General features: G+C 67.2%; 21 protein-coding genes and 1 pseudogene. All 22 read left to right on the forward strand.

Features of this window, described 5'->3' with window-relative positions; all coding sequences use genetic code 11:
* The first annotated feature begins 20 nt into the window (after positions 1-20).
* The 22 genes and pseudogenes from hisD (at position 21) to AAFP35_RS21880 (ending at position 25,281) form a co-directional block, all read left to right on the forward strand.
* Positions 21-1,364 (forward strand): histidinol dehydrogenase, encoded by a 1,344-nt coding sequence (hisD, locus tag AAFP35_RS21775; protein WP_419223745.1) that lies wholly within the window; start codon positions 21-23, stop codon positions 1,362-1,364.
* Positions 1,361-2,518, forward strand: coding sequence for a histidinol-phosphate transaminase (locus AAFP35_RS21780; protein WP_419223746.1), 1,158 nt, complete (start codon positions 1,361-1,363; stop codon positions 2,516-2,518). Before hisD ends, AAFP35_RS21780 begins: the two co-directional genes overlap by 4 nt.
* On the forward strand, positions 2,519-3,145 hold the full coding sequence (hisB, locus tag AAFP35_RS21785; RefSeq protein WP_419223747.1) for an imidazoleglycerol-phosphate dehydratase HisB: 627 nt from the start codon (positions 2,519-2,521) through the stop codon (positions 3,143-3,145).
* Complete coding sequence (gene hisH / locus AAFP35_RS21790) at positions 3,142-3,783, forward strand: imidazole glycerol phosphate synthase subunit HisH (protein ID WP_419223748.1); 642 nt, start codon at positions 3,142-3,144, stop codon at positions 3,781-3,783. Before hisB ends, hisH begins: the two co-directional genes overlap by 4 nt.
* The gene (locus AAFP35_RS21795) at positions 3,780-4,097 is read left to right on the forward strand and encodes a hypothetical protein (RefSeq protein ID WP_419223749.1); all 318 of its coding nucleotides are present in this window, start codon (positions 3,780-3,782) and stop codon (positions 4,095-4,097) included. The genes hisH and AAFP35_RS21795 overlap by 4 nt, the downstream gene beginning before the upstream one ends.
* On the forward strand, positions 4,090-4,833 hold the full coding sequence (priA, locus tag AAFP35_RS21800; protein WP_419223750.1) for a bifunctional 1-(5-phosphoribosyl)-5-((5-phosphoribosylamino)methylideneamino)imidazole-4-carboxamide isomerase/phosphoribosylanthranilate isomerase PriA: 744 nt from the start codon (positions 4,090-4,092) through the stop codon (positions 4,831-4,833). Before AAFP35_RS21795 ends, priA begins: the two co-directional genes overlap by 8 nt.
* On the forward strand, positions 4,830-5,681 hold the full coding sequence (locus AAFP35_RS21805; protein ID WP_419223751.1) for an inositol monophosphatase family protein: 852 nt from the start codon (positions 4,830-4,832) through the stop codon (positions 5,679-5,681). Before priA ends, AAFP35_RS21805 begins: the two co-directional genes overlap by 4 nt.
* A complete protein-coding gene (gene hisF / locus AAFP35_RS21810) occupies positions 5,678-6,451 on the forward strand; it encodes an imidazole glycerol phosphate synthase subunit HisF (protein WP_419223752.1) in 774 nt (257 codons plus the stop codon). The genes AAFP35_RS21805 and hisF overlap by 4 nt, the downstream gene beginning before the upstream one ends.
* Positions 6,451-6,807, forward strand: a complete 357-nt coding sequence (hisI, locus tag AAFP35_RS21815) for a phosphoribosyl-AMP cyclohydrolase (protein WP_419223753.1) — start codon at positions 6,451-6,453, stop codon at positions 6,805-6,807. The genes hisF and hisI overlap by 1 nt, the downstream gene beginning before the upstream one ends.
* 37 nt (positions 6,808-6,844) lie before the next feature.
* Positions 6,845-7,024 carry a tautomerase family protein gene (locus tag AAFP35_RS21820; protein ID WP_419223754.1) on the forward strand — a complete coding sequence of 60 codons (180 nt, stop codon included), beginning with the start codon at positions 6,845-6,847 and terminating at the stop codon, positions 7,022-7,024.
* Positions 7,021-8,565 (forward strand): anthranilate synthase component I, encoded by a 1,545-nt coding sequence (locus tag AAFP35_RS21825; RefSeq protein ID WP_419223755.1) that lies wholly within the window; start codon positions 7,021-7,023, stop codon positions 8,563-8,565. The genes AAFP35_RS21820 and AAFP35_RS21825 overlap by 4 nt, the downstream gene beginning before the upstream one ends.
* On the forward strand, positions 8,562-9,392 hold the full coding sequence (locus tag AAFP35_RS21830) for a TIGR02234 family membrane protein (RefSeq protein ID WP_419223756.1): 831 nt from the start codon (positions 8,562-8,564) through the stop codon (positions 9,390-9,392). Before AAFP35_RS21825 ends, AAFP35_RS21830 begins: the two co-directional genes overlap by 4 nt.
* A gap of 132 nt (positions 9,393-9,524) precedes the next feature.
* Positions 9,525-10,343, forward strand: a complete 819-nt coding sequence (trpC, locus tag AAFP35_RS21835; RefSeq protein WP_419223757.1) for an indole-3-glycerol phosphate synthase TrpC — start codon at positions 9,525-9,527, stop codon at positions 10,341-10,343.
* A 61-nt stretch (positions 10,344-10,404) separates the two neighbouring features.
* Positions 10,405-11,718, forward strand: a complete 1,314-nt coding sequence (trpB, locus tag AAFP35_RS21840; protein ID WP_419223758.1) for a tryptophan synthase subunit beta — start codon at positions 10,405-10,407, stop codon at positions 11,716-11,718.
* A complete protein-coding gene (gene trpA / locus AAFP35_RS21845; RefSeq protein ID WP_419223759.1) occupies positions 11,715-12,545 on the forward strand; it encodes a tryptophan synthase subunit alpha in 831 nt (276 codons plus the stop codon). Before trpB ends, trpA begins: the two co-directional genes overlap by 4 nt.
* Positions 12,546-12,610: 65 nt before the next feature.
* Positions 12,611-13,529, forward strand: a pseudogene (gene lgt, locus AAFP35_RS21850) (prolipoprotein diacylglyceryl transferase); the annotation flags it as partial.
* Positions 13,530-14,038: 509 nt separating this feature from the next.
* Positions 14,039-18,610 carry a glutamate synthase large subunit gene (gene gltB / locus AAFP35_RS21855; RefSeq protein ID WP_419223760.1) on the forward strand — a complete coding sequence of 1,524 codons (4,572 nt, stop codon included), beginning with the start codon at positions 14,039-14,041 and terminating at the stop codon, positions 18,608-18,610.
* Positions 18,603-20,108: a glutamate synthase subunit beta gene (locus AAFP35_RS21860; protein ID WP_419223761.1), complete on the forward strand. Its 1,506-nt coding sequence runs from the start codon at positions 18,603-18,605 to the stop codon at positions 20,106-20,108. Before gltB ends, AAFP35_RS21860 begins: the two co-directional genes overlap by 8 nt.
* Positions 20,109-20,234: 126 nt before the next feature.
* Entirely contained in the window at positions 20,235-21,668 is a 1,434-nt protein-coding gene (gene pyk, locus AAFP35_RS21865) for a pyruvate kinase (RefSeq protein ID WP_419223762.1), read from the forward strand.
* Positions 21,669-21,765: 97 nt separating this feature from the next.
* Complete coding sequence (locus AAFP35_RS21870) at positions 21,766-22,641, forward strand: acyl-CoA thioesterase (RefSeq protein WP_419223763.1); 876 nt, start codon at positions 21,766-21,768, stop codon at positions 22,639-22,641.
* Positions 22,642-22,669: 28 nt separating this feature from the next.
* A complete protein-coding gene (locus AAFP35_RS21875) occupies positions 22,670-23,254 on the forward strand; it encodes a hypothetical protein (RefSeq protein ID WP_419223764.1) in 585 nt (194 codons plus the stop codon).
* 119 nt (positions 23,255-23,373) lie between these two features.
* On the forward strand, positions 23,374-25,281 hold the full coding sequence (locus tag AAFP35_RS21880; RefSeq protein ID WP_419223765.1) for an ABC transporter ATP-binding protein/permease: 1,908 nt from the start codon (positions 23,374-23,376) through the stop codon (positions 25,279-25,281).
* Positions 25,282-25,325: the final 44 nt, after the last annotated feature.

Consider the following 25,325-nt stretch of genomic DNA (forward strand, 5'->3'; position numbering starts at 1 on the left):
CAGCCCACACAGGAGAGATCATGCTCGCCCGAACCGACCTGCGCGGTAGCACCCCGACGCTCGCCGAACTGCGTCGCGCTCTGCCCCGCGGGGGCACCGACGTCAACGCCGTTCTCGACACGGTGGCGCCGGTGGTCCATGCGGTCGCGGATCGGGGTGCCGAGGCAGCCCTGGAGTACGGGGAGCGGTTCGACGGTGCCCGACCCGCATCGGTGCGGGTGCCCGCGAAGGCCATCGCCGATGCCCTCGAGGCGCTGGACCCGTCGATCGCCGACGCCTTGCGTGAGTCCATCACCCGGGCGCGCACGGTGCACGCCGACCAGCGTCGCACCACCACGAAGACCCAGGTCGTCGACGGTGGCACGGTCAGTGAGAAGTGGATCCCGGTGCGTCGCGTCGGCCTGTACGTGCCGGGCGGCAACGCGGTCTATCCGTCGAGCGTGATCATGAACGTGGTGCCCGCACAAGAGGCAGGCGTCGGGTCGCTGGTGGTCACCTCGCCCCCGCAGAAGGACTTCGGCGGACAGCCGCACCCGACGATCCTGGCCGCGTGCGCATTGCTCGGCGTCGACGAGGTCTGGGCGGTCGGTGGGGCGCAGGCCGTCGCGCTGCTCGCCTACGGCGGGCAGGACACCGATGAGGCCGACGAGCCGAATTCGGTTCTCGACCCCGTCGACCTCATCACCGGCCCCGGCAACATCTACGTGACCGCCGCCAAGCGGCTGTGTCGCGGAACCGTCGGCATCGACTCCGAGGCCGGCCCCACCGAGATCGCCATCCTCGCCGACGACTCGGCCGATGCGGGCATCCTCGCCTCCGACCTGATCAGCCAGGCCGAACACGACGTCCTCGCGGCGTCGGTACTCGTCACCGACAGCGCCGACCTGGCCGATGCCGTCGACGCGGCGTTGGATCAGCAGGTCGCGACGACGAAGCACCGCGAGCGGGTGACCACCGCCCTGAGCGGCGAGCAGTCGGGCATCGTGCTCGTCGACGACCTCGAGGCCGGGATCGCGGTGGTCGACGCCTACGCGGCCGAGCACCTCGAGATCCAGACCCGTGATGCCGCGGCGGTGGCCGACCGGATCACCAATGCGGGTGCGATCTTCGTCGGGCCGTACGCACCGGTGAGTCTCGGCGACTACTGCGCCGGTTCCAATCACGTTCTGCCGACGTCGGGTTCGGCTCGATTCGCATCCGGGTTGTCGGTGCAGACGTTCCTCAAGGGAGTGCACGTCATCGACTACGACGAGGCCGCATTGCGCGACGTCGCCGACCGGGTCGTCACCCTCGCCGACGCCGAAGACCTTCCCGGACATGGGGATGCGGTCAAGCAGCGCTTCGTGAACGGCGGGGCATCGTGACCGCGACCGACCGGGTGGTCCCCGACGACACGGCGGCCGTGCCCGGCTCGGCCATCACGGTCGACGACCTGCCGTTGCGTGACAACCTGCGCGGCAAGAGTGCTTATGGCGCACCGCAACTCAAGGTGCCGGTGGTGCTCAACACCAACGAGAACCCGCACCCGCCGACGCCCGCGCTGATCGACGACGTCGCCGAGTCCGCGCGTGCGGCCGCGGCCGCACTGCATCGCTATCCGGACCGGGACGCGGTGGCCCTGCGTACCGATCTCGCCGCCTACCTGAGTCGCGCGACCGGTGTGGCGCTCACGGTCGAGAACCTGTGGGCGGCCAACGGTTCCAACGAGATCCTGCAGCAGCTCCTGCAGGCGTTCGGCGGACCGGGCCGCAGCGCCCTGGGATTCGTGCCGTCCTACTCGATGCACCCGATCATCTCCGACGGCACCGACACCACGTGGGTGGAGGCCAAGCGAACCGACGACTTCGGCGTCGACGTCGACTACGCGGTGGGCGAGGTGGAGGCGCGCCGTCCCGACGTGGTGTTCGTGACGTCACCCAACAATCCGACCGGCGGCTCGATCGCGCTCGATGATCTGCGCCGCATCGTCGAGGCGGCGCCGGGCATCGTGATCGTCGACGAGGCGTACGGCGAGTTCTCCGCACAGCCGAGTGCCGCCGTGCTCATCGACGAGTATCCGGCCAAGGTCGTCGTGAGCCGCACCATGAGCAAGGCGTTCGCGTTCGCCGGCGGCCGCCTCGGCTATCTGGCCGCGGCACCGGCCATCGTCGAGGCCCTGCTGCTGGTGCGTCTTCCGTATCACCTGTCGGTGTTGACCCAGGCCGCCGCGCGCGCGGCCTTGCGGCACAGCGACGAGACCCTCGCCGGGGTGGCCGCGATCATCGCCGAACGCACACGCGTCGTCGCCGAGCTCGCCGCCGCCGGGTTCCGGGTCATCGACTCCGACGCCAACTTCGTCTTGTTCGGCCACTTCACCGATGCGTCGGCGTCCTGGCAGCGCTACCTCGACCGTGGTGTGCTGATCCGTGACGTCGGTATCCCCGGATACCTGCGCGTCACCATCGGTCTCGCAGCCGAGAACGACGCCTTCCTCGATGTCAGCAGAACCCTCGCGTCCACAGATCTGGAGAATGGGTAAGTGACCACACCCGCAACCCCGCGCACCGCCCGCGTCGAACGTGCGACCAAGGAGTCGTCGATCATCGTCGAGCTGAACCTCGATGGCACCGGCGTCACCAACATCTCCACCGGGATCGCGTTCTTCGACCACATGCTCACCGCCTTCGGTCAGCACGGCAGTTTCGACCTCACCGTCGAGGCGAACGGCGACGTCGAGGTCGAGGGGCACCACACGATCGAGGACACCGCCATCGTGTTGGGCCAGGCGCTCGGCGAGGCGCTCGGTGACAAGAAGGGCATCCGCCGCTTCGGCGACTGCTACATACCGATGGACGAGACTCTCGCGCACGCCGTCGTCGACGTCTCCGGCCGGCCGTACTGCGTGCACACCGGTGAGCCCGAGCACCTGCTGACCGCGGTGATCGGCGGCTACCCGGGCGTGCCCTACTCGACGGTGATCAATCGGCACGTGTTCGAGTCGATCGCGCTCAACGCGCGAATCGCCCTGCACGTACGTGTCCTCTACGGGCGCGACCAGCACCACATCACCGAGGCCGAGTTCAAGGCGGTGGCCCGTGCGCTGCGTGCGGCGACCGAGCGCGACCCGCGGGTGAGCGGTGTGCCGTCGACGAAGGGCGCGCTGTGACCAACCCGAACGTCACCATCCTCGATTACGGCTCGGGCAACCTGCGTTCGGCGCAGCGTGCGCTCGAACGGGCAGGCGCCACGGTGACCGTGACCCACGACCGCGCGGCCGCGACCGACTGCGACGGTCTCGTGGTCCCCGGCGTGGGCGCCTTCGCGGCGTGCATGGAGGGGCTCAAGGCCGTGCAGGGAGACCGCATCATCGGACAGCGCCTCGCCGGTGGACGGCCGGTGCTCGGCATCTGCGTGGGTATGCAGATCCTGTTCGAACGCGGTGTCGAGTTCGGTGTGGAAGCCGACGGGTGCGGGGAATGGCCCGGCACGGTCAGTCAGTTGCCGGCAAAAGTGTTGCCGCACATGGGCTGGAACACCGTCGAGGCACCCGGCGGCTCGGTGCTCTTCGACGGTCTCGACGACGACACCCGGTTCTACTTCGTGCACTCCTACGCGGCGCAGACCTGGGAGTTGGACAACGAGGGCACGGCGCTGGCCGCACCGAAGCTGACGTGGGCAACCCATGGTGGGCGGTTTCTCGCGGCCATCGAGAACGGTGCCCTGTGTGCCACCCAGTTCCATCCGGAGAAGTCCGGCGACGCCGGGGCGCATCTGCTCCGCAACTGGGTGCGGTCCCTGGCGTGAGCACCGACGATCAGCGGCCGACCACGTCGTTCTCCTTCGGCAGGTTCGTCCTGTTCTCCCTCGGAGCGGGCGTGGTGGTACTGATCGTGGCCGTCCCGATCATCTTGCTGCTCGCGCAGTGGTCGCCGATCGCCGGACTCGTCGGTGCCTTCGTCGCAGTGGTGACGATGATCGCCGTGATCGGGACCGTGTCGCGCCGGATGGTCGACACGGCCGAACGTGACCTGCGTGCCGCACGAGATGCACAGCGCCTACCGAATCTGCCGACGAACACCGAACCCCCGACAGACAGGAACACCTCCACCGATGGGTAACTCGCTTGAACTCCTGCCCGCCGTCGACGTCGCCGACGGTCAGGCCGTCCGCCTCGTCCAGGGCGCGGCGGGGACCGAGACCTCCTACGGCTCGCCCCGTGAGGCCGCTCTGGCCTGGCAGACCGATGGCGCCGAATGGATTCACCTCGTCGACCTCGACGCGGCATTCGGCCGAGGCAACAACCGCGAGTTGCTCGCGGACGTGGTCGGCGAACTCGACGTGAAGGTCGAACTCTCCGGTGGCATCCGCGACGACGACTCGCTCGCGGCCGCGCTGGGCACCGGCTGCACACGCGTCAATCTCGGTACCGCAGCGCTGGAGAACCCGCAGTGGTGTGCCCGCGCGATCGAGCGGTATGGCGATCGCATCGCGGTCGGTCTCGACGTCATCCGGGAAGGCGATTCCTACCGGCTGCGTGGTCGCGGATGGGTGACCGACGGTGGTGACCTATGGGAGGTGCTCGAACGTCTCGACGGCGACGGATGCGCCCGCTACGTGGTCACCGACGTCTCGAAGGACGGCACCCTGGCCGGACCGAACCTCGAGCTGCTGGCCGAGGTGGCCGCGGCCACCTCGGCGCCGATCGTCGCGTCGGGCGGCGTCTCCGCGCTCGACGATCTGGTCGCCATTGCCGGGCTCGTCGAGAAGGGGGTCGAGGGGGCGATCGTCGGCAAGGCGCTCTACGCCGGTCGGTTCACCCTGCCCGAGGCACTCTCGGCCGTCTCAGGGACATGACCACACACGTCCCGGACCTGGACTACCCGCGACTGCTCGACGTCGCGGGGTCGGTGCTGGACGCGGTGAGCGATGACTTCGTCTCCGGTGTCGGCGCATCGAGTGTGATCGCCAAGAGCCCCACCGATTTCGCCACCCAGGTCGACCTCGATCTCGAACGACGCATCACCGCGGAACTCACCGACCGCACCCAGTTGCCGGTGCACGGTGAGGAGTACGGCGGTCCGGAGGTCACCGACGGTGCGGTGTGGGTCCTCGACCCGGTCGACGGAACCTACAACTATTCGACGGGCATGCCGTTGACCGGCATCCTGCTCGGCCTGCTGGTCGACGGCGAACCCGTCCTCGGCCTCACCTGGCTGCCGTTGCAGGGCAAGCGTTTCGCCGGTCACGTCGACGGCCCGCTGATGATCGACGGCGCTCCGGCCGAGCAACTCGGCCACGCCGACCTCGGTTCGGCCGCAGTGGCCTACGGACCGTTCACGGTCGGCCATGCCGGGCGGTATCCGGGTGCGGTGCGCGCCGAGGTGATGGCGGCTCTGAGCAGCCGGGTGGCCCGGCTGCGGATGACCGGCAGCACGGGCATCGATCTGGCATTCACCGCGGCCGGGATCTTCGGCGGTGCAGTCGTGTTCGGGCGGCATGCCTGGGACAACGCGGCCGGTGCGGCTCTCGTGCGGGCGGCCGGGGGCGTCGTCACCGACCTCGGTGGGACGCCGTGGTCGGCGCGCTCGACCTCGATCGTCGCCGGTGCGCCCGGTGTGCACGAGGAGCTCATGGCCGTGATCGGATCGGTTGCCGGTGACGAATGGGCAACGCGGCCAGAAGAATTCGGAGGACACTCATGACCGTCGCGATTCGCGTCATCCCCTGCCTCGATGTGGACGACGGCCGGGTGGTGAAGGGCGTCAACTTCCAGAACCTGCGTGACGCAGGTGATCCGGTGGAACTGGCCTCGCGCTACGACGGCGAGGGTGCGGACGAACTCACCTTCCTCGACGTCACTGCGTCGAGTTCCGGTCGCGCGACGATGATCGAGGTCGTCAAACGCACCGCCGACCAGATCTTCATCCCGCTGACCGTGGGTGGCGGCATCCGGACCGTCGACGACGTCGACGCGATGCTGCGGGCCGGGGCCGACAAGGTGAGCGTCAACACCGCCGCCATCGCCCGTCCGGAGGTCCTCGGCGAGATGAGCAGGCGTTTCGGCTCCCAGTGCATCGTGTTGTCGGTCGATGCGCGGACCGTGCCCGAGGGGTCGGAACCGACGCCGTCGGGGTGGGAGGTCACCACCCACGGAGGACGCCGTGGCACCGGTATCGACGCCGTCGAATGGGCAAGGCGTGGACAAGAACTCGGGGTCGGTGAGATCCTGCTCAACTCGATGGACGCCGACGGCACCAAGCGCGGTTTCGACCTGCGGATGTTGGCCGCGGTTCGTGCCGAGGTGCACGTCCCGGTGATCGCCAGCGGAGGTGCGGGCGCGGTCGGCGATTTCGCGCCGGCGGTGCACGCCGGTGCCGACGCCGTGCTCGCCGCGTCGGTCTTCCACTTCGGCGAGTTGACCATCCCGGAGGTCAAGTCGGCGATGGCAACCGAGGGAATCGAGGTTCGCTGATGGCTCTGGACCCGGATCTGGCCGCGCGCCTCAAGCGCAACGCCGACGGACTGTTCACCGCGGTCGCGCAAGAACGCGACACCGGCACCGTGCTCATGGTGGCGTGGATGGACGACACGGCCCTCGAACGCACCCTGGCCACCCGGCGCGCCACGTACTACTCGCGCTCCCGGCAGCAGTACTGGGTGAAAGGCGAGACCAGCGGGCACACGCAGTACGTGCACGACGCTCGGCTCGACTGCGACGGCGACACCGTGCTGCTCGTCGTCGACCAGGTCGGTGCGGCTTGCCACACGGGCAATCACAGCTGCTTCGACACCCCGACGCTGCGGTTCGCATCGGTCGACGGAGAATGAATGCCGACCAGTCGACAAGGAAGGTGGTGACGGCGTCGTGCCGTTGATCCAGATCTCGCAGACCCCCGGACTCAGCGACCGGATCAAGCGGGAGACCATCGCGGCGGTGACCGAGGCCTACGCCAAGGCCACCGGGAAGAATCCGGACTCGGTGTGGGTGACGATCACCGAGGTACCCCGCCACCAGTGGGGCGTCGGCGGCGAGCCGCTCGGATGAGTGCCCCCGGCGTGAACTCCTCCGGCACGACCCTCGCCGAGTTCCTCGACCTGGCAGCCGACCATCGCGTCGTCCCGGTGACCCGCAAGGTGCTCGCCGACTCGGAGACCCCACTGTCGGCCTACCGCAAACTCGCCGGTGACCGACCGGGAACCTTCCTGCTCGAGTCGGCCGAGAACGGGCGGTCCTGGTCTCGCTGGTCGTTCATCGGTGCCCACTCACCGTCGGCGCTCACCGTGGTCGACGGGGAGGCGCGCTGGTGGGGCGAGGTGCCCAACGGCGCTCCCGACGGCGGAGACCCGCTCGAGGCGCTCGCCGAGTCGCTGCGTCTGCTGGCCACCGATCCGCTGCCCGACATGCCTCCGTTGACCGGAGGATTCGTCGGGTTCTTCGCCTACGACATGGTGCGTCGCATCGAACGTCTCCCGGAGACGACGGTCGACGACCTCGGGCTGCCCGACATGATGATGCTGCTGGCCACCGACCTGGCCGCCGTCGACCATCACGAGGGCACCATCACGCTCATCGCCAACGCGGTCAACTGGGACGGTTCCTCCGAACGCGCCGAAGAGGCGTACGCCGATGCGGTCGCACGTCTGGACCGGATGGCCGATGCGCTGGCCGCGCCCGCCCCGTCGACCGTGTCGTCGTTCGACCGACCCGCCCCCGACTACCGGTCCCAGCGCACGCTGGCCGAGTACAGCGACATCGTCGTCGACCTCGTCGGCGAGATCGAGGCCGGTGAGGCGTTCCAGGTGGTCCCGTCCCAGCGTTTCGAGATGGACAGCGACGCCGACCCGATCGACGTGTATCGCGTGCTGCGGGCATCGAATCCGAGCCCGTACATGTATCTGCTCCGGATGCCCGCCGTGGGTGAGCGCACCCCGTTCACGATCGTCGGCAGCAGCCCGGAAGCACTGGTCACGGTGACCGACCGGGTCGCGACCACCCACCCCATCGCCGGTACGCGTTGGCGTGGCAAGACCGAGGAAGAGGACCAGCTCCTCGCCAAGGGACTCGTCGAGGACGAGAAGGAGAACGCCGAGCACCTGATGCTCGTCGATCTCGGACGCAACGACCTGGGACGGGTGTGCACTCCGGGCACGGTCAAGGTCAGCGACTACCGCCATGTGGAGCGGTACAGCCATGTGATGCATCTGGTGTCGACGGTGTCGGGCACCCTGCGTGACGACCGGCACGCGCTCGACGCTGTCACCGCCTGCTTCCCGGCCGGGACCCTGACCGGCGCGCCGAAGGTCCGGGCGATGGAACTCATCGACGAGCACGAGCTGACCCGTCGCGGCCTGTACGGCGGAATCGTCGGCTACCTCGATTTCGCCGGTGACGCCGACACGGCGATCGCAATCCGCACGGCGTTGATGGCCGACGGCAAGGCCTACGTCCAGGCGGGAGGTGGTGTGGTCGCCGACAGCGAGCCGGAGTACGAGTACAACGAGGCGCGCAACAAGGCCACCGCCGTCCTCAATGCCATCGCCGCGGCCGCGACGATGCGTCGAGTGGGGGAGCGGGCGAACCGATGAGCTCTTCGACACCGTCGGGAACCGACGTCACCGCGGCCACCAAGACGTATCTGCGTCGACGCCAGATGCTCGCCGCGGTGCTGCTCGCGCTCGCGGCGCTCGCGTTCTGGTCGGCGTCGCGCCTGGTGTGGGCGCACGTGCTCGCGGCCGACGGACTCGCCCCGCCGCGGACCTTCGACGTCAAGGGTTCCGATTGGAGCCCGTGGCTCACCCCACTGGCGTTGGTTCTGCTGGCAGCCATCCTCGCGGCGTTCTCGGTGCGTGGATGGGGATTGCGGGTGATCGCGATCCTGGTCGCGGCCGCCGGTGTGATCGCTGCGGTCCCGGCCATCTCACTGGTCACCGAGGGCGCCGACACCGACTACGCGTCGAAGGCCGCCGACATCCCGGGGCGGTTCGAGGTCCTGTTGATCACCACGAACAAGTGGGTGGCGGTACTGGTCCTGGTCGGCACGATCTGCGCGGTGGCGGCCGGCGTCCTCCTACTGCGTGTGGCCGGTGGTGTGGCGATGTCGTCGAAGTATCAGACGCCGGGTGCGCGCCGCGACGAACTGGAACGGCAGATCTTTGCCGAGCACGAACAACGCAAGGCCGAGGGCGCCGACGAAGCATCGCAACGCAGTCCCGACCAGAGCGCGGCCCCGGGTCCTGCGGCCAACGAACGCATGATGTGGGACGCCCTCGACACGGGCATCGACCCCACCGATGTGCCCGATGACGATGACCCCGCGAACGGCGATGCCCCAGGAAACGGTGATGACCTCGGAAGAGGCGATGACCTCGAGAAAGGCGATGACCTCGGGAAAGGTGACGCGCCGCGCCGCTGACACCCGCCCGGTACGCGGCTTCGCCGACGGCAGGTCCGGGCCCTGGGGTGTTGCGGGCCACCCGGAATCGGCGGCCGGGGGACCGCGGGCTACCCTGAGAGCACACTGACATCGAAAGGGGGCTCTCCGGTTGTGAGTACGCCGACTGTCCTCGACTCCATTCTCGACGGAGTGAAAGCTGACGTCGCCGCGCGTGAAGCCGTGGTCGACTACGCGGCGATCAAGGCGGCGTCCCAGCGGGCCCCGGAGCCCAAGGATGCGATGGCTGCCTTCCAGCAGCCCGGCATCGGGGTGATCGCCGAGGTGAAGCGCGCCAGTCCGTCCAAGGGCGATCTGGCGGCCATCTCCGACCCTGCCGAGCTCGCCGGTGCCTACGAAGCGGGCGGCGCGCGCATCATCAGCGTGCTGACCGAGCAGCGCCGGTTCCGCGGATCCCTCGCCGATCTGGATGCGGTCCGCGCGGCCGTCGACATCCCGGTCCTGCGCAAGGACTTCATCGTCGGCCCGTATCAGATCCACGAGGCCCGCGCGCATGGCGCCGACGTGATCCTGTTGATCGTGGCCGCGCTCGAACAGAACGTGCTGGCCTCTCTGCTCGACCGCACGGAGAGCCTCGGGATGACCGCCCTCGTGGAGGTGCACACCGAGGAAGAGGCCAACCGGGCGCTGGAAGCCGGTGCCTCGGTTGTCGGCGTCAACAACCGCAACCTCAAGACGCTCGAGGTGGATCGCGACAACTTCGCCCGCATCGCGCCGGGACTGCCCACCAAGGTGATCCGGGTGGCCGAATCCGGCGTCCGTGGCACCGCCGACCTGTTGGCGTTCGCCGGCGCGGGCGCCGATGCGGTACTCGTCGGTGAGGGCCTCGTGACCAGCGGCGACCCGCGTGCCGCGGTATCCGAACTGGTCACCGCCGGTACCCACCCGTCCTGCCCGAAACCTGTTCGCTGACAAGGTCTCCCGCCGCGTCGCGATCGCACATCAATTCCGACACGAGACAGACGAAGAGACCGTGACCGCCAAGACGCACACCCCAGACGTTCATTACCCGCAGGCGAGCGCCGGGCTCACCACCCGTACCACCGTCGAACCCGACGAGAGCGGGCATTTCGGCGTCTACGGCGGGCGGCATGTCCCGGAAGCGCTGATGGCGGTCATCGACGAGGTGACCACCACCTATCAGAAGCTTCGGCGCGACGACGACTATCTCGCCGAACTCGACCGGCTGCAGCGCGATTACACCGGACGTCCGTCACCGTTGTACGAGGCGACCCGCCTGCGTGAACTCGCCGGTGGCGCAAGGATTTTCCTCAAACGTGAGGATCTCAACCACACCGGTTCGCACAAGATCAACAACGTCCTCGGTCAGGCGCTGCTCGCACAGCGCATGGGCAAGACCCGCATCATCGCCGAGACCGGTGCCGGTCAGCACGGCGTCGCCACGGCCACCGCTTGTGCGCTGCTCGGTCTCGAGTGCATCGTCTACATGGGGCGTGTCGACACCGATCGCCAGGCACTCAACGTCGCCCGCATGCGTCTGCTCGGTGCCGAGGTGATCGCCGTCGACAACGGATCGGCGACCTTGAAGGACGCCATCAACGAGGCCATGCGCGACTGGGTCACCAACGCGCACAACACCTATTACTGCTTCGGCACCGCGGCCGGACCGCACCCGTTCCCGGCGATGGTGCGTGATTTCCAGCGGATCATCGGTCTCGAGGCACGCGCACAGATCCAGGAGAAGGCCGGCAGGCTGCCCGACGCGGTGGTCGCCTGCGTCGGCGGTGGTTCCAATGCGATCGGCATCTTCCACCCGTTCATCGACGACGAAGGCGTCCGCCTCGTCGGCTACGAGGCCGCGGGCGACGGTGTGGAAACCGGGAGGCATGCCGCCACCTTCACCGGTGGGACGCCGGGTGCGTTCCAGGGTGCCTACTCGTACCTGTTGCAGGACGAAGACGGGCAGACCATCGAGTCACATTCGATCTCGGCCGGATTGGACTATCCGGGCGTCGGACCCGAACACGCCTACCTCAAGGACGTCGGGCGCGCCGAGTACCGACCGATCACCGACACCGAGGCGATGGACGCGCTGTCGGTGCTCAGTCGACGTGAGGGCATCATCCCGGCCATCGAATCCGCGCACGCGGTGGCAGGTGCCCTGAAGCTCGGCCCGGAACTCGGCGACGGCGCCATCATCGTCGTCAATCTGTCCGGGCGCGGCGACAAGGACGTCGACACCGCCGCACACTGGTTCGGACTCTTCGATCCGCCGCCGTCGCAGGACGACGCGAGCGAACCGGCATCGACAGGAGAGCCCGCATGACCGACACGTCGCCCGCGGTGGTGCACACCGCACCGTCGAAACTCGGCCCCACGTTCGCCCGATGCCGCGCAGAGGGCCGCAGCGCGTTGATCGGATATCTGCCGGTCGGTTATCCCACCGTGGAGAAGTCCCTGGAGTATTTCCGGACGATGGTGGCCGCGGGATGCGACATCATCGAGATCGGCGTGCCGTATTCGGATCCGGTCATGGACGGACCGACGATCCAGGAGGCCGCCGACACGGCGCTGGCCAACGGCGTGCGGGTGCGTGACGTGTTCGCCGCGGTCGAGACGATCGCCGACGCCGGTGGACAGTCGGTGGTGATGTCCTACTGGAACCCGGTCCTGAAATACGGCGTCGACCGATTCGCCTCTGATCTCGTGAACGCCGGAGGCGCCGGACTCATCACCCCGAATCTGATCCCCGAAGAAGGCGCGGCATGGCACGCCGCCTCCGACGAGTTCGGTCTCGACCGGATCTATCTGGTGGCACCGTCGTCCACCAACGAGCGGTTGGCGATGACCGTGGATGCATCGCGCGGCTTCGTCTACGCGGCCTCGACGATGGGCGTGACCGGTGCCCGCGACGCGGTGTCGAGCGCGGCACCGGAGTTGTGTGCCCGGGTACGCGCGCATTCGGACATCCCGATCGGAGTGGGGCTCGGCGTGCGCAGCGGCGCTCAGGCCGCCGAGATCGCCGCCTATGCCGACGGCGTCATCGTCGGCTCCGCCCTCGTGAGTGCCGCGAAGACCGGTACGGATGCGCTGGGCGCGCTGGTCGGTGAACTCGCCGAGGGTGTCCGCGCCGCTGCGCCTGCGACACGGTAGATCAGGCAGAATCCTGCGGTGCGCGTGTCGGTTAGGGTGACAGCGTGACGCCGACCGCATCGACGATCCTGGCCTACATACCGAGTCCGCCGGAGGGCGTGTGGTACCTCGGTCCCGTCCCGATCCGTGCCTACGCACTGTGCATCATCGTCGGCATCGTCGTCGCCGTCTGGTGGGGGAACCGTCGTTGGATCGCCCGCGGCGGCCAGGATGGTGAGGTTCTCGACATCGCCATCTGGGCGGTGCCCTTCGGCCTGGTCGGCGGGCGTCTCTATCACCTGGCAACCGACTGGCGTACCTACTTCGGCGACGGCCCCAAGGAACCGATCGACGCCTTGAAGATCTGGGACGGTGGACTCGGCATCTGGGGTGCTGTCCTGCTCGGGGCGCTCGGCGCGTGGATCGGGGCCCGACGGCACGGCGTCAAATTGCCGCCGTTCGGCGACGCCCTGGCCCCGGCGATCCTGCTCGCCCAGGCGATCGGCCGCTTGGGCAACTACTTCAACCAGGAACTCTACGGTCGCGAGACCACGGTGCCCTGGGGGCTGAAGATCTACGAACGCGTGGACGCCGACGGATTCACCGACCCGGGACTCATCTCCGGCACCTCGAACGGGCATGTCGTCGCCATCGTGCACCCGACCTTCCTGTACGAGCTGGTGTGGAACGTTCTCGTGGTCATCGCGCTGGTGCTCATCGACCGCCGATTCCGCATCGGGCACGGCCGTCTGTTCGCGCTGTACGTCGCGGGCTATTGCGTCGGCCGGTTCGGTGTCGAACTGATGCGATCGGACCCCGCCACACACATCTTCGGGGTGCGTATCAACGTGTTCACCGCCGTCGTGGTGTTCGCCTGTGCTGCGGCCTACTTCATGCTCGCCCCGCGAGGTCGTGAGATGGGGCTGTCGATGTACCACCCGGAGCGGGCCGAAGAACTCGCCGAACTCGGGGCCGTCGGGTACGTCGACGACCGCTACGAGGACGCCGTCTACGACGACGAATGGTACGACGACGACGCGTACGAGCGGCCTTACGACGACGTGTACGCAGACGAAGACGACGCACACGAGGGCGAGCCACAAGACGCTGACCCAGAAGACGCTGAGTCACACGAGGACCAGCCACACGACGAGACCGAACCGTTCGTCCCCGTCCAGGATGCCGGAGAAGTGTCGGACCCGGACACCGACGCCGACGAGGACGACCAGCCTTCTCGCTGACCGTATGTCGAGGTGGGCGGCCCTCACGGTTCTTCCCCCTGGTTTGTCACCTTCCCCCGCAAACTCGCGGGGGAAGGTGACAAACCAGGGGGAAGAACGCGGCGAGGCCGTCACTCGTGAACGGCACGGCGTCGGACCTGACGGTCGGCTAGAGTGGTCTTTCACGGTGCCGCGATCAGCCGACTGACGGTCACCAGCGCTCCACGGGCCAACGCTGTCCCGCCAGGGACATCGATCATTGCGATTCAGCAGCGAATCGAGTGGAGGTTCGAGATGTTGTTTTCTGCGCTCCCCGCCAAGCAGGGGCTCTACGATCCCCGGCACGAGGTCGACTCGTGCGGTGTTGCGATGGTGGCCGACGTGCACGGACGTCGTTCCCATTCGATCGTCGCCGACGGATTGTTGGCGTTGGAGAACCTCGAACATCGCGGGGCCGCCGGCGCAGAGGCCAACAGCGGTGACGGCGCCGGCATCCTGATCCAGCTTCCCGACGAGTTGTTGAGAGCCGTCACCGATTTCGATCTGCCGGCACCGACCGCAGACGGGGCCAACACCTACGCTTCCGGCATCTGCTTCCTGCCGACCGACGTCGCGCAGCGGGAACGGGCCATCGCTCGTGTCACCGAACTCGCCGACAACGAGGGGATCACCATCCTGGGCTGGCGCGAACTGCCCGTGGACCCGGAACGGGCCGACATCGGCGAGACGGCGCTGCGCTGCATGCCCTACATGGCGCAATTGTTCGTCACCGTGGAGCCGGTCGACGGCGCCGAGAGAATCGGCGGTGTGGATCTCGACCGTCACATCTACCCGTTCCGCAAGCAGGCCGAACGAGTGACACCGGAGATCGAGGCCGACGGTACCGGCCTGTACTTCCCGTCTCTGTCGAGTCGCACCATCGTCTACAAGGGCATGCTCACGACGATGCAGTTACCGCTCTACTACGACGATCTGACCGATGACCGGTGCCACAGCGCCATCGCCATCGTGCACTCCCGCTTCTCCACCAACACCTTCCCGTCGTGGCCGCTGGCCCATCCCTTCCGGTTCGTCGCGCACAACGGCGAGATCAACACCGTGCGAGGCAACCGCAATCGGATGCGGGCTCGCGAGGCCCTGCTCGCCACCGATCTGATCCCGGGCGACCTCGCGCGGGCCTTCCCGATCTGCACGCCGGCGGCATCGGACTCCGCGTCACTCGACGAGGTTCTCGAACTGCTGCATCTCGGCGGGCGCAGCGTGCCGCACGCGGTGATGCTGATGGTTCCCGAGGCATGGGAGAACGTGCCGGACATGGATCCCAAGAGGCGAGCCTTCTTGCAGTTCAACGCCTCGCTGATGGAGCCGTGGGACGGCCCGGCCTGCGTGACCTTCACCGACGGCACCGTGGTCGGCGCGGTCCTCGACCGCAACGGCCTGCGACCCGGACGGTGGTGGCAGACCCGAGACGGCCGGGTGATCCTCGCCTCGGAGGCCGGGGTCCTCGATGTGCCGGTCGACGATGTGGTCGCCAAGGGCCGACTCGAACCGGGCCGGATGTTCCTCGTGGACACCGCCGAGGGGCGAGTCGTCCCGGACGAGGAGATCAAGGGTGATCTCCTCGGCGCCGAACCCTACGACGAATGGCTGCACGCGGGCCTGCTCGACATCGCTTATCTGCCGAACCGTCCGGTCTACAAGCCGAATCACGACACCGTCGTCCGCCGTCAGATCTCGTTCGGTTACACCGAGGAGGATCTGCGGGTGCTGCTCACTCCGATGGCCGCCTCCGGGTACGAGCCACTCGGATCGATGGGCACGGACACCCCGATCGCCGTGCTGTCCAAGCGGTCTCGACTTCTTTACGACTATTTCGTGGAACTCTTCGCGCAGGTGACCAACCCGCCGCTCGACGCGATCCGCGAGGAGATCGTGACATCGATGGCCCGCGTGATGGGTCCGGAACAGAACCTCTTGAACCCGACGGCGGCGTCGTGCCGTCAGATCCTGTTGCACTGGCCGGTCATCGACAACGACGACCTCGCCAAACTCGTGCACATCAACGACGACGGCGACAACCCCGGACTGTCGGCCAAGGTGCTGCACGGGTTGTATCCGGTCGTCGACGGTGGTCCCGGTTTGGCTGCGGCACTGGAGGATCTACGTACCCGGGCGAGTCAGGCGATCGCCGAAGGGCACACCACCTTGGTGATCTCCGACCGGCACACCGACCGCGATCGTGCGCCGATTCCGTCGTTGCTGGCGATCTCGGCGGTTCATCACCATCTGGTGCGCACCAGGGAACGCACCAAGGTGGCACTCGTCGTGGAGTCCGGCGACGCACGCGAGGTACACCACATCGCGTTGCTGATCGGTTTCGGTGCGGCAGCGGTCAATCCGTACCTGGCGCTGGAATCCATCGACGATCTGATCGCCGAGGGCGAGCTGACCGGGGTGTCCGGGCCGAAGGCCTGCCGCAACTACATCGAGGCGCTGGGCAAGGGCGTGCTCAAGGTGATGAGCAAGATGGGCATCTCCACGATCGGGTCGTACACCGCGTCACAGGCATTCGAGGCGGTCGGACTCTCGTCGGCGGTGGTCAAGGAGTATTTCACCCGGACCGTTTCGCGGATCGAGGGTGTCGGCCTGGACGAACTCGCCGAAGAGGTGCGCGTCCGGCATCATCGGGCGTTCCCCGACAACCCGACCGAGCAGGTCTATCGGCGGCTCGAGGTCGGCGGTGAGTATCAGTATCGCCGGGAGGGCGAACTGCACCTGTTCACACCCGAGACGATCTTCCTCCTGCAGCACGCGACCCGCACCGGTCAGGACGAGGTGTTCGCGAAGTACTCGGCCGAGGTGGACGCCCTGTCCCGCGACGGTGGGACGATCCGCGGACTGTTCGACTTCGACCTCGCCGATCGCGACCCGGTCCCACTCGACGAGGTGGAACCCGTCGAGGCGATCATGAAGCGGTTCAACACCGGTGCGATGAGTTATGGGTCGATCTCCGCGGAGGCGCACGAGACGATCGCGATCGCCATGAACCGCATCGGCGGGCGCTCGAACTCCGGTGAGGGTGGTGAGGATGTCGACCGCCTCTACGACCCGGAGCGTCGCAGCGCCGTCAAACAGGTCGCCTCCGGTCGCTTCGGCGTCACCAGCGACTATCTGATCAATGCCACCGACATCCAGATCAAGATGGCGCAGGGGGCCAAACCCGGTGAGGGCGGGCAACTCCCGGCGTACAAGGTGTACCCGTGGATCGCCAAGACACGACATTCCACGCCGGGCGTGGCGCTGATCTCGCCGCCACCGCACCACGACATCTACTCGATCGAGGATCTCGCCCAACTGATCCACGACCTCAAGAACGCCAACTCAGACGCGCGCATCCACGTCAAGCTGGTCAGTGCCGTGGGTGTGGGCACGGTGGCCACCGGTGTCTCCAAGGCACACGCCGACGTCGTGCTCATCTCCGGACACGACGGTGGCACCGGGGCGTCGCCGCTCACCTCGCTCAAGCATGCCGGCACACCCTGGGAGATCGGGCTCGCCGACGCCCAGCAGACGTTGATGCTCAACGGTTTACGAGACCGGATCACCGTGCAGTGTGACGGTGCACTGCGCACCGGACGCGACGTCATCATGGCGGCGCTGCTCGGTGCCGAGGAGTACGGCTTCTCCACGGCGCCACTCATCGTGGCGGGCTGCATCATGATGCGGGTCTGTCATCTCGACACCTGCCCGGTCGGGGTGGCCACGCAGAATCCCCAGTTGCGGGCCCGGTTCACCGGGCAGGCCGAGCATCTGGTCAACTTCTTCCGGTTCATCGCCGAAGATGTGCGCAAATACCTGGCGCAGTTGGGGTATCGGACCCTCGACGAGGCCATCGGACAATCCCAGCGGCTCCACACCGATGCCGCGGTGGCCCATTGGAAGAGCAAGGGGCTGGACCTGTCGCCGATCTTCCGCAGACACGAGGACAAGGGGCCGACCCGCCGGATGCGCGGCCAGGAACACGGTCTCGAGCGGGCCCTGGACCAGACCATGATCCAGCTCGCCGAGGGGGCCCTCGAAGACGCACACCCGGTGACGCTGGAACTGCCGGTGCGCAACGTCAACCGGACCGTCGGCACACTCCTGGGCTCGGAGGTGACGCGACGCTATGGCGCCGAGGGGCTCGCCGAGGACACCATCGTCGTCGAACTGACCGGGTCGGCGGGCCAGTCGCTCGGCGCGTTCCTGCCGCCTGGTGTCACCCTGCGTCTGCACGGTGACACCAACGACTATGTCGGAAAAGGGTTGTGCGGCGGCAAGATTGTCGTGGCGCCCGATACCGACGCGCGGTTCGTCGCCGAGGACCAGGTGATCGCGGGCAACACCATTCTCTACGGCGCCACCTCGGGCGAGGTGTATCTGCGCGGACGGGTCGGCGAGCGGTTCTCGGTGCGCAACTCCGGCGCGACGGCGGTCGTCGAGGGGGTCGGCGACCATGCCTGCGAGTACATGACCGGCGGACGGGTGGTGATCCTCGGACCCACCGGTCGCAACCTCGCGGCCGGGATGTCGGGAGGTATCGCCTATGTCCGCGATCTGGATCCGGCAAAGGTCAACGGCGCCTTGGTGGAACTGCTCCGACCCGACCCCGACGATCTGCGGTTCCTGTACGACATCATCTCGTCACACACCGAGCTCACCGGGTCGGCGATCGGTGCTTCGCTGCTCGCCGACTGGCCGCGACGATGCGTGGCCTTCACCAAGGTGATGCCGACCGATTACCGGCGAGTGCTCGATGCCGCCCAGATGGCCGAAGCCGAGGGACGCGACGTCGATTCAGCGATCATGGAGGCGGCTCGTGGCTGACCCACGCGGATTCCTGGACATCTCCAAGCGAGAGGCTCGCTATCGCCCGGTCGCGGAGCGGGTGCAGGACTGGGACGATGTCTACGCACACGACGAAAACCCGCTGCGCGAACTGGCGGAGGTCTCCGAACAGGCTCGCCGCTGTATGGATTGCGGTATCCCGTTCTGTCATTCCGGCACCGCGGGATGCCCGCTGGGCAATCTCATCCCGGAATGGAACGACCTGGTCCGTCGCGGGCGCTGGGATGCCGCGAGCAGTCGGCTGCATGCGACCAACAACTTCCCGGAGTTCACCGGCACGATCTGTCCTGCGCCGTGCGAATCCGCGTGCGTGCTGTCCATCTCGGAGCGCTCCACCGGCGGCAGCGTCACCATCAAGCGGATCGAGAAGACGATTGCCCACGAATCGTGGGCCGAGGGCATCATCGGACCGGAACCGCCCGCTTCCCGGTCGGGGAGATCGGTCGGTGTGGTCGGGTCGGGGCCGGCGGGTCTGGCGGCCGCACAGCAACTGACCCGGGCGGGCCACGACGTCACGGTCTACGAGCGCGACGACCGTCTCGGCGGGCTGCTGCGCTACGGCATCCCCGAGTACAAACTGCAGAAATCCGACATCGATCGCCGTATCGCCCAGATGCGCGCGGAGGGAACAGACTTCGTCGTCAACTGCGATGTCGGCACCGACCTCGCGGTGGCCGAACTGCGGGCGCGCCACGATGCCGTGGTCCTCGCCATCGGCGCGATGGAGGGGCGCGACAACCGGGTACCCGGACGCGAACTCGCAGGTGTGCACCTCGCCATGGAGCATCTCGTGCCGGCGAACAAGGAATGCGAGGGTGACGGACCGTCGCCGATCTCCGCAGCGGGCAAGCACGTCGTCATCATCGGTGGCGGCGACACCGGCGCGGACTGTCTCGGGACGGCGCACCGGCAGGGTGCGGCGTCGGTGGTGCAACTCGACTACAACCCGGAACTGCCCACCGACCGCGACGACACCCGCTCACCGTGGCCCACCTGGCCGCTGGTGATGCGGACGTCGTCGGCGCACGCCGAGGGCGGAGAACGCCGATTCCAGGTCGCCGTGCAGCGTTTCGTCGGCGACTCGGCGGGCAACGTCACCACGATGGTGCTCGCCGAGGTCGAGGTGACCCGCGAGGCTGATGGCCGCCGGGTGGTCACCCCGGTCGGCGAGGAGTTCGAGATCCCTTGCGACATGGCGTTGTTCGCGATCGGATTCGCCGGCGTACGGCGAGGTCCGCTGCTCGACGATCTGCAACTCGAGCCTGATCGGCGGGGTAACCTCTCCTGTGGCAGCGACTGGCAGACCGACGCACCCGGCGTGTACGTGTGCGGGGATGCGCATCGGGGTGCATCCCTGGTGGTGTGGGCGATCGCCGAGGGGCGTTCGACCGCTCGGGCCGTCGACGAGTTCCTGATGGGCGCGTCGGATCTGCCGTCGCCGGTACGTCCGCGGACGCTGCCACTGTCGGTGCGCTGACCTTCGGTGTATCGACCAAACCGGCGAAAAGTCCGGCCGGGTCGGGGAAAGTGACGTGCAGGTGACGTTGGGGGCCGCCACCTGCCGCGATAGAGATGGCGTACCAACCCGACTAAGGTGAGCACAGTGACACGTCGAACCAAGATTGTCTGCACCCTGGGACCTGCGACGAGCTCGGACGAGAAGCTCAAAGAGCTTGTCGAGGCCGGCATGGATGTGGCCCGTATGAACATGAGCCACGGCACCCACGATGACCATCGTGGGGTCTATGCGCGAGTGCGCAAGGCCGGTGATGCCGCGGAGAAGGCGGTCGGCATACTCGCCGACCTGCAGGGCCCCAAGATTCGCCTGGGGAAATTCGAGGACACCGGTGCGCCCAACGGTGAGGTTCTGTGGGCCACCGGCGAAGAGGTGCGCGTGACCGTCGACGACATCGTCGGCACACACGACCGGGTGTCGACCACGTACGCGCATCTCGCCGACGACGCCAAGCCGGGCGATCGTCTGCTTGTCGACGACGGCAAGGTCGGCCTGGTGGTCACCGCCGTCGACGGCAACGATGTGGTGTGCCGGGTCACCGAGGGTGGTCCGGTGAGCAACAACAAGGGGTTGTCGCTCCCGGGTGTGAACGTCTCGGTGCCCGCGCTCTCGGAGAAGGACATCGCCGATCTGGAGTTCGCCCTCGACCTGGGCGTGGACATGATCGCGCTGTCGTTCGTGCGCAGCCCGGCCGACATCGAACTCGTCCACGAGGTCATGGACCGCAAGGACCGTCGGGTCCCGGTCATCGCCAAGCTGGAGAAGCCGGAGGCGATCGAGAACCTGGAGTCGATCGTGCTGGCGTTCGACGCCATCATGGTGGCGCGCGGTGATCTCGGTGTCGAGCTGCCGCTCGAAGAGGTGCCGTTGGTGCAGAAGCGGGCGATCCAGATGGCCCGGGAGAACGCCAAACCGGTCATCGTCGCGACGCAGATGCTGGATTCGATGATCGAGAACAGTCGCCCGACCCGCGCCGAGGCCTCCGACGTCGCCAACGCCGTGCTCGACGGTGCGGACGCGGTCATGCTGTCGGGTGAGACCTCGGTCGGCAAGTACCCGATCGAGGCGGTGCAGACGATGGATCGCATCGCCGAGACCGTCGAGAGCGGGTCGCGTGAGGTGCCGCCGCTGTCGCACGTCCCGCGCACCAAGCGCGGCATCATCTCGTTGGCGGCGCGCGACATCGGCGAACGTCTCGAGGTGAAGGCGTTGGTCGCATTCACCCAGTCCGGCGACACGGTGCGACGGCTCGCACGCCTGCACTCACGGCTGCCGTTGCTCGCCTTCACGCCGACCCAGGAAGTGCGCAGTCAGCTCGCATTGAGTTGGGGCACCGAGACTTTCATCGTCGACCACGTGGACACCACCGACCACATGATCGACCAGGTCGATCACCAGCTGCTGCGTATCGGGCGGCTCAAAGAGGGCGACGTGGTGGTCATCGTCGCCGGGGCGCCCCCGGGAACCGTGGGGTCCACCAACATGATTCACGTGCACCGGATCGGCGAACAGGATCACTGACCGCGGAACCTGCAGGCACGCGCGGAAGAAGCTTCACACAGTTCTGCCTGCAGGGTCCGCGGATGGCGTGTCGGCCGACCGCATAGGGTGAGCTCTCATGACCGACCAATCCGAAGACCTCGCCAAGCTGCTCTGGTTGCTCGACGTCGAGCGGCAGTCCGACGATCTGTTCATCGGCCAGCATCCGGAGCAGAAGACCGCCCGTACCTTCGGCGGGCAGTTGCTTGGTCAGGGTGTGGTCGCGGCCGGCCGCACCCTGACACGCGGGAACCCGCCGGTGCACGCGTTGCACGCCCACTTCATCCGCGGTGGGGACGTGAGCAAGCCGATGGAGTACCACGTCGCCCGATTCCGCGACGGCAAGTCGTTCGCGAACCGGCAGGTCACCGCCGTGCAGGACGACACCGAGATCTTCACCATGTTGGTCGCGTTCCAAGACAACACCGCGGGACTCGAACATGCCGTCGAGATCCCGCAGGTGCCCTATCCGGAGGAGTTGCCGCCACTCGGCGAGCACTTCAAGGGATACGAGGAACAGATCGCCACGTTCGTCAACGCGCTGCACCCGATCGACATCCGGTTCGCCAACGACCCGACCTGGAAGGTCCGTGAGGCCGGGGAGAAGCTCAAGGACAACCGTGTGTGGATGAAGACCGACGGCGCGATGCCCGACGAGCCGCTCCTGCACGTGGCGGCGATGTGCTACGCGTCGGACACCACGGTTCTCGACTCGATCATCACCACCCACGGTCTGTCCTGGGGTATCGATCGTCTGTTCGCGGCCACGGTGAACCACTCCATGTGGTTCCACCGAGAATTTCGTTTCGACGACTGGCTCCTCTACGCCACCCGGTCGCCGGTCGCCACCGGGTCGCGTGGGATGGGATCGGGCCGGTTCTGGAAGCGTGACGGCACGCTGGCCACGTCGGTCGTCCAGGAGGCACTGATCAAGTACTTCCCGCCCAAGGCCTGACCGCAGGCGGCGATGGCAGACTGGCCCCATGACTTTCGGTCACCCGTCCGGTCCGCAGACTCCGGGAGAACAGACACCTCCCGGCACCGACCATGTGTGGGCCCCGTCGTCCGAGCCGACTCAGCCCGCCGGGATCGTGCCCGCCGCGGCCGGCGCTCCGCCCGCACCCCGGCCGCAGCTCTGGCTCCGGTCGGGTCCGATGCTGCCGCAACGAACCTGGCAGCGCAGCACCCGATCGCCGATCATCGTGATCACTGCCGTCGCGGCACTGTTGTTGGCGACCATCGCCGTGCTGGCGCTGGTGGTGGGAGCGGTCAACAGGGCGTCGTTCACCGCGAGCGGTGTGGTGGTGTGCCCCACCGATCCGGCCCTGGCACTGCGGATCGGACCCGGTGCGCCGGTGACCGTGTTCGACGAAACAGGCACCGAACTGGCTGAGACGACTCTCGGACAACGCCGCCCGGTGGGTGCCGGTGGCTGCGAGATGCCGTTCACCGCAGACTCGGTCACTTCCGGACGCCCCGGTTACGTGGTGCGCATCGCCGATGTCTTCCAGGAGACCGTTTCACAATCCGCGCTCATCGAGGGGGCCGTGCTGCGTCCGGTGGGTTGAACCCGAGACGTCATCAGGTGTGCAGTCACGCGCCGGGTTAGACTGCGGCGATCCGCGGGAGAACCGGATGTCGCGAGACACCGTTGGGCAATGCCATTTTCACGTGAATGGGGGAGAGCTTGACCGAGAGCATGGACTGGGGCAACGAGACGCTGAGCTCGCTTCGCTGGATCGGTATCGCGTTCGTGATCGCTTTGGTCGGTCTGCTCGTGGTGGGTTTCCTGCTGGTGAGATTCACGCGTTGGGGTCGTCAGTACTGGCGGGTCACCGGCGGGTTCTTCACCGAGGCCCCGACTCGGGTCTTCGCCTGGGGACTCGTGGCCGTGCTGCTGTTCCTCGCTGTGTTCGGTGTGCGGGTCACCGTGTTGTTCTCGTACCAGGGAAACGACATGTTCACCGCGTTGCAGAACGCGGCAGAAGGGCTCGCGAGCGGTAACCAGGAGCTGCTGGACAAGGGCAAGTCCGGCTTCTGGAGTGCCATGTCGGTGTTCGGCTTCCTCGCGGTCATCCACGTGGTCCGCACCTTGGTCGAGCTGTACCTCGGCAGTGCCTTCGAGATCCGTCTCCGTCAATACATGACCACCCGCAACACCACCGACTGGCTGGGCGGAAAGGCCTTCTACCGGAACAGATTCGTCGAGACGAGTCAACACGGACCAGACGTCGCGATCCAGCCCGGGGTCGACAACCCGGACCAACGTATCGAAACCGACATCACCACCGTTGCGACGTCGAGTCGTCAACTCGTCTTCGGCTACAACGGATCCTCGACCAACGGTGTGATCCCCGCGATCATCACGATCGTCTCGTTCACCAAGATCCTGTGGGATCTGGCCGGTCCCATGTCGGTGTTCGGCACCGAGGTGCCCAGGGCGATGGTCTGGTTTGTCTACATGTTCGTGTTGATCACCACGGTCATCGCGTTCTGGATCGGCCGTCCGCTGATCCGTCTGTACTTCCTGCGTGAACGGCTCACGGCGAACTTCCGCTACGCACTCGTCCGTGTGCGCGACGGCGCCGAGAACGTCGCGCTCTATCACGGTGAGGGCGTGGAACGGTCCGGACTGCTCGAACGATTCGGCGCGGTGGTCGCCAACTTCTGGCAGATCGTGTTCCGGACGCTGAAGTTCACCGGATGGAACTTCGTCGTCAACCAGCTGTCGGTCGTGTTCGCCTACATCATCCAGGCGCCGCGATTCTTTGCAGGCACCATCACCCTCGGCGACATGAACCAGACGGCATCGGCCTTCGCCAATGTGCACGACTCGTTGTCGTTCTTCCGCGAGGCCTACGATTCGTTCGCCGATTTCCGGGCCTCCCTGATCCGACTCAACGGACTCGAGGACGCCAACCACGATTCGCGTGAGTTGCCGGTGATGGACACTGTCGACCGCGATCGTGCAGTGCGGCTGACCGATGTCTCCATCACCACTCCCGACGGGAATGACCTGATCCGCGATCTGAACCTGTCCCTGGACCCCGGCGACGCACTCGTGGTGAAGGGACGGTCGGGCAGCGGTAAGACGACGCTGCTGCGCGGTCTGGCCGGTTTGTGGCCGTTCGTCGAGGGCGAGTTCGCCCGTCCGGCGGGTGACCGCACCCTGTTCCTGTCGCAGATCCCGTACATCCCGTTGGGAGATCTGCGTACGGCCGTCGCCTATCCCGCACTCCCGGATGTGGTCGGCGACGACGCGATCAAGGCGGCGTTGCGGCAGGTCTTCTTGCCGCACTTGACCGAACGTCTCGACGAAGAGGAAGACTGGGCCAAGGTCCTGTCGCCGGGGGAGCAGCAGCGGGTGGCGTTCGCGCGCATCCTGCTGACGCGACCCGAGGCGGTGTTCATGGACGAGGCGACCTCCGCCGTCGACGAGGGACTCGAGTACTCGCTGTATTCGCTGATCCGCAGCGAACTGCCCGAGACGATCTTGATCTCGGTGAGTCACCGCAGCACCACCGATCAACACCACACCGAGGTCCTCGAACTCACCGGCGGCGGAGCATGGGAGACCCGCGCCGTCGCCACCTGACGAAAGCCGTCTCCGCGCTGAAACCGGGCGCTGACGTCCCGGTT

The sequence above is a fragment of the Gordonia sp. CPCC 206044 genome, assembly GCF_048537895.1.
Classification (GTDB): domain Bacteria; phylum Actinomycetota; class Actinomycetes; order Mycobacteriales; family Mycobacteriaceae; genus Gordonia.

Coding starts and splice junctions, on each gene's coding strand:
- hisD (WP_419223745.1), top strand. CDS start 21: ATGCTCGCCCGAACCGACCTGCGCGGTAGCACCCCGACGCTCGCCGAA.
- priA (WP_419223750.1), top strand. CDS start 4,090: ATGGGTAACTCGCTTGAACTCCTGCCCGCCGTCGACGTCGCCGACGGT.
- AAFP35_RS21805 (WP_419223751.1), top strand. CDS start 4,830: ATGACCACACACGTCCCGGACCTGGACTACCCGCGACTGCTCGACGTC.
- hisF (WP_419223752.1), top strand. CDS start 5,678: ATGACCGTCGCGATTCGCGTCATCCCCTGCCTCGATGTGGACGACGGC.
- hisI (WP_419223753.1), top strand. CDS start 6,451: ATGGCTCTGGACCCGGATCTGGCCGCGCGCCTCAAGCGCAACGCCGAC.
- AAFP35_RS21825 (WP_419223755.1), top strand. CDS start 7,021: ATGAGTGCCCCCGGCGTGAACTCCTCCGGCACGACCCTCGCCGAGTTC.
- AAFP35_RS21830 (WP_419223756.1), top strand. CDS start 8,562: ATGAGCTCTTCGACACCGTCGGGAACCGACGTCACCGCGGCCACCAAG.
- trpA (WP_419223759.1), top strand. CDS start 11,715: ATGACCGACACGTCGCCCGCGGTGGTGCACACCGCACCGTCGAAACTC.
- gltB (WP_419223760.1), top strand. CDS start 14,039: ATGTTGTTTTCTGCGCTCCCCGCCAAGCAGGGGCTCTACGATCCCCGG.
- AAFP35_RS21870 (WP_419223763.1), top strand. CDS start 21,766: ATGACCGACCAATCCGAAGACCTCGCCAAGCTGCTCTGGTTGCTCGAC.
- AAFP35_RS21875 (WP_419223764.1), top strand. CDS start 22,670: ATGACTTTCGGTCACCCGTCCGGTCCGCAGACTCCGGGAGAACAGACA.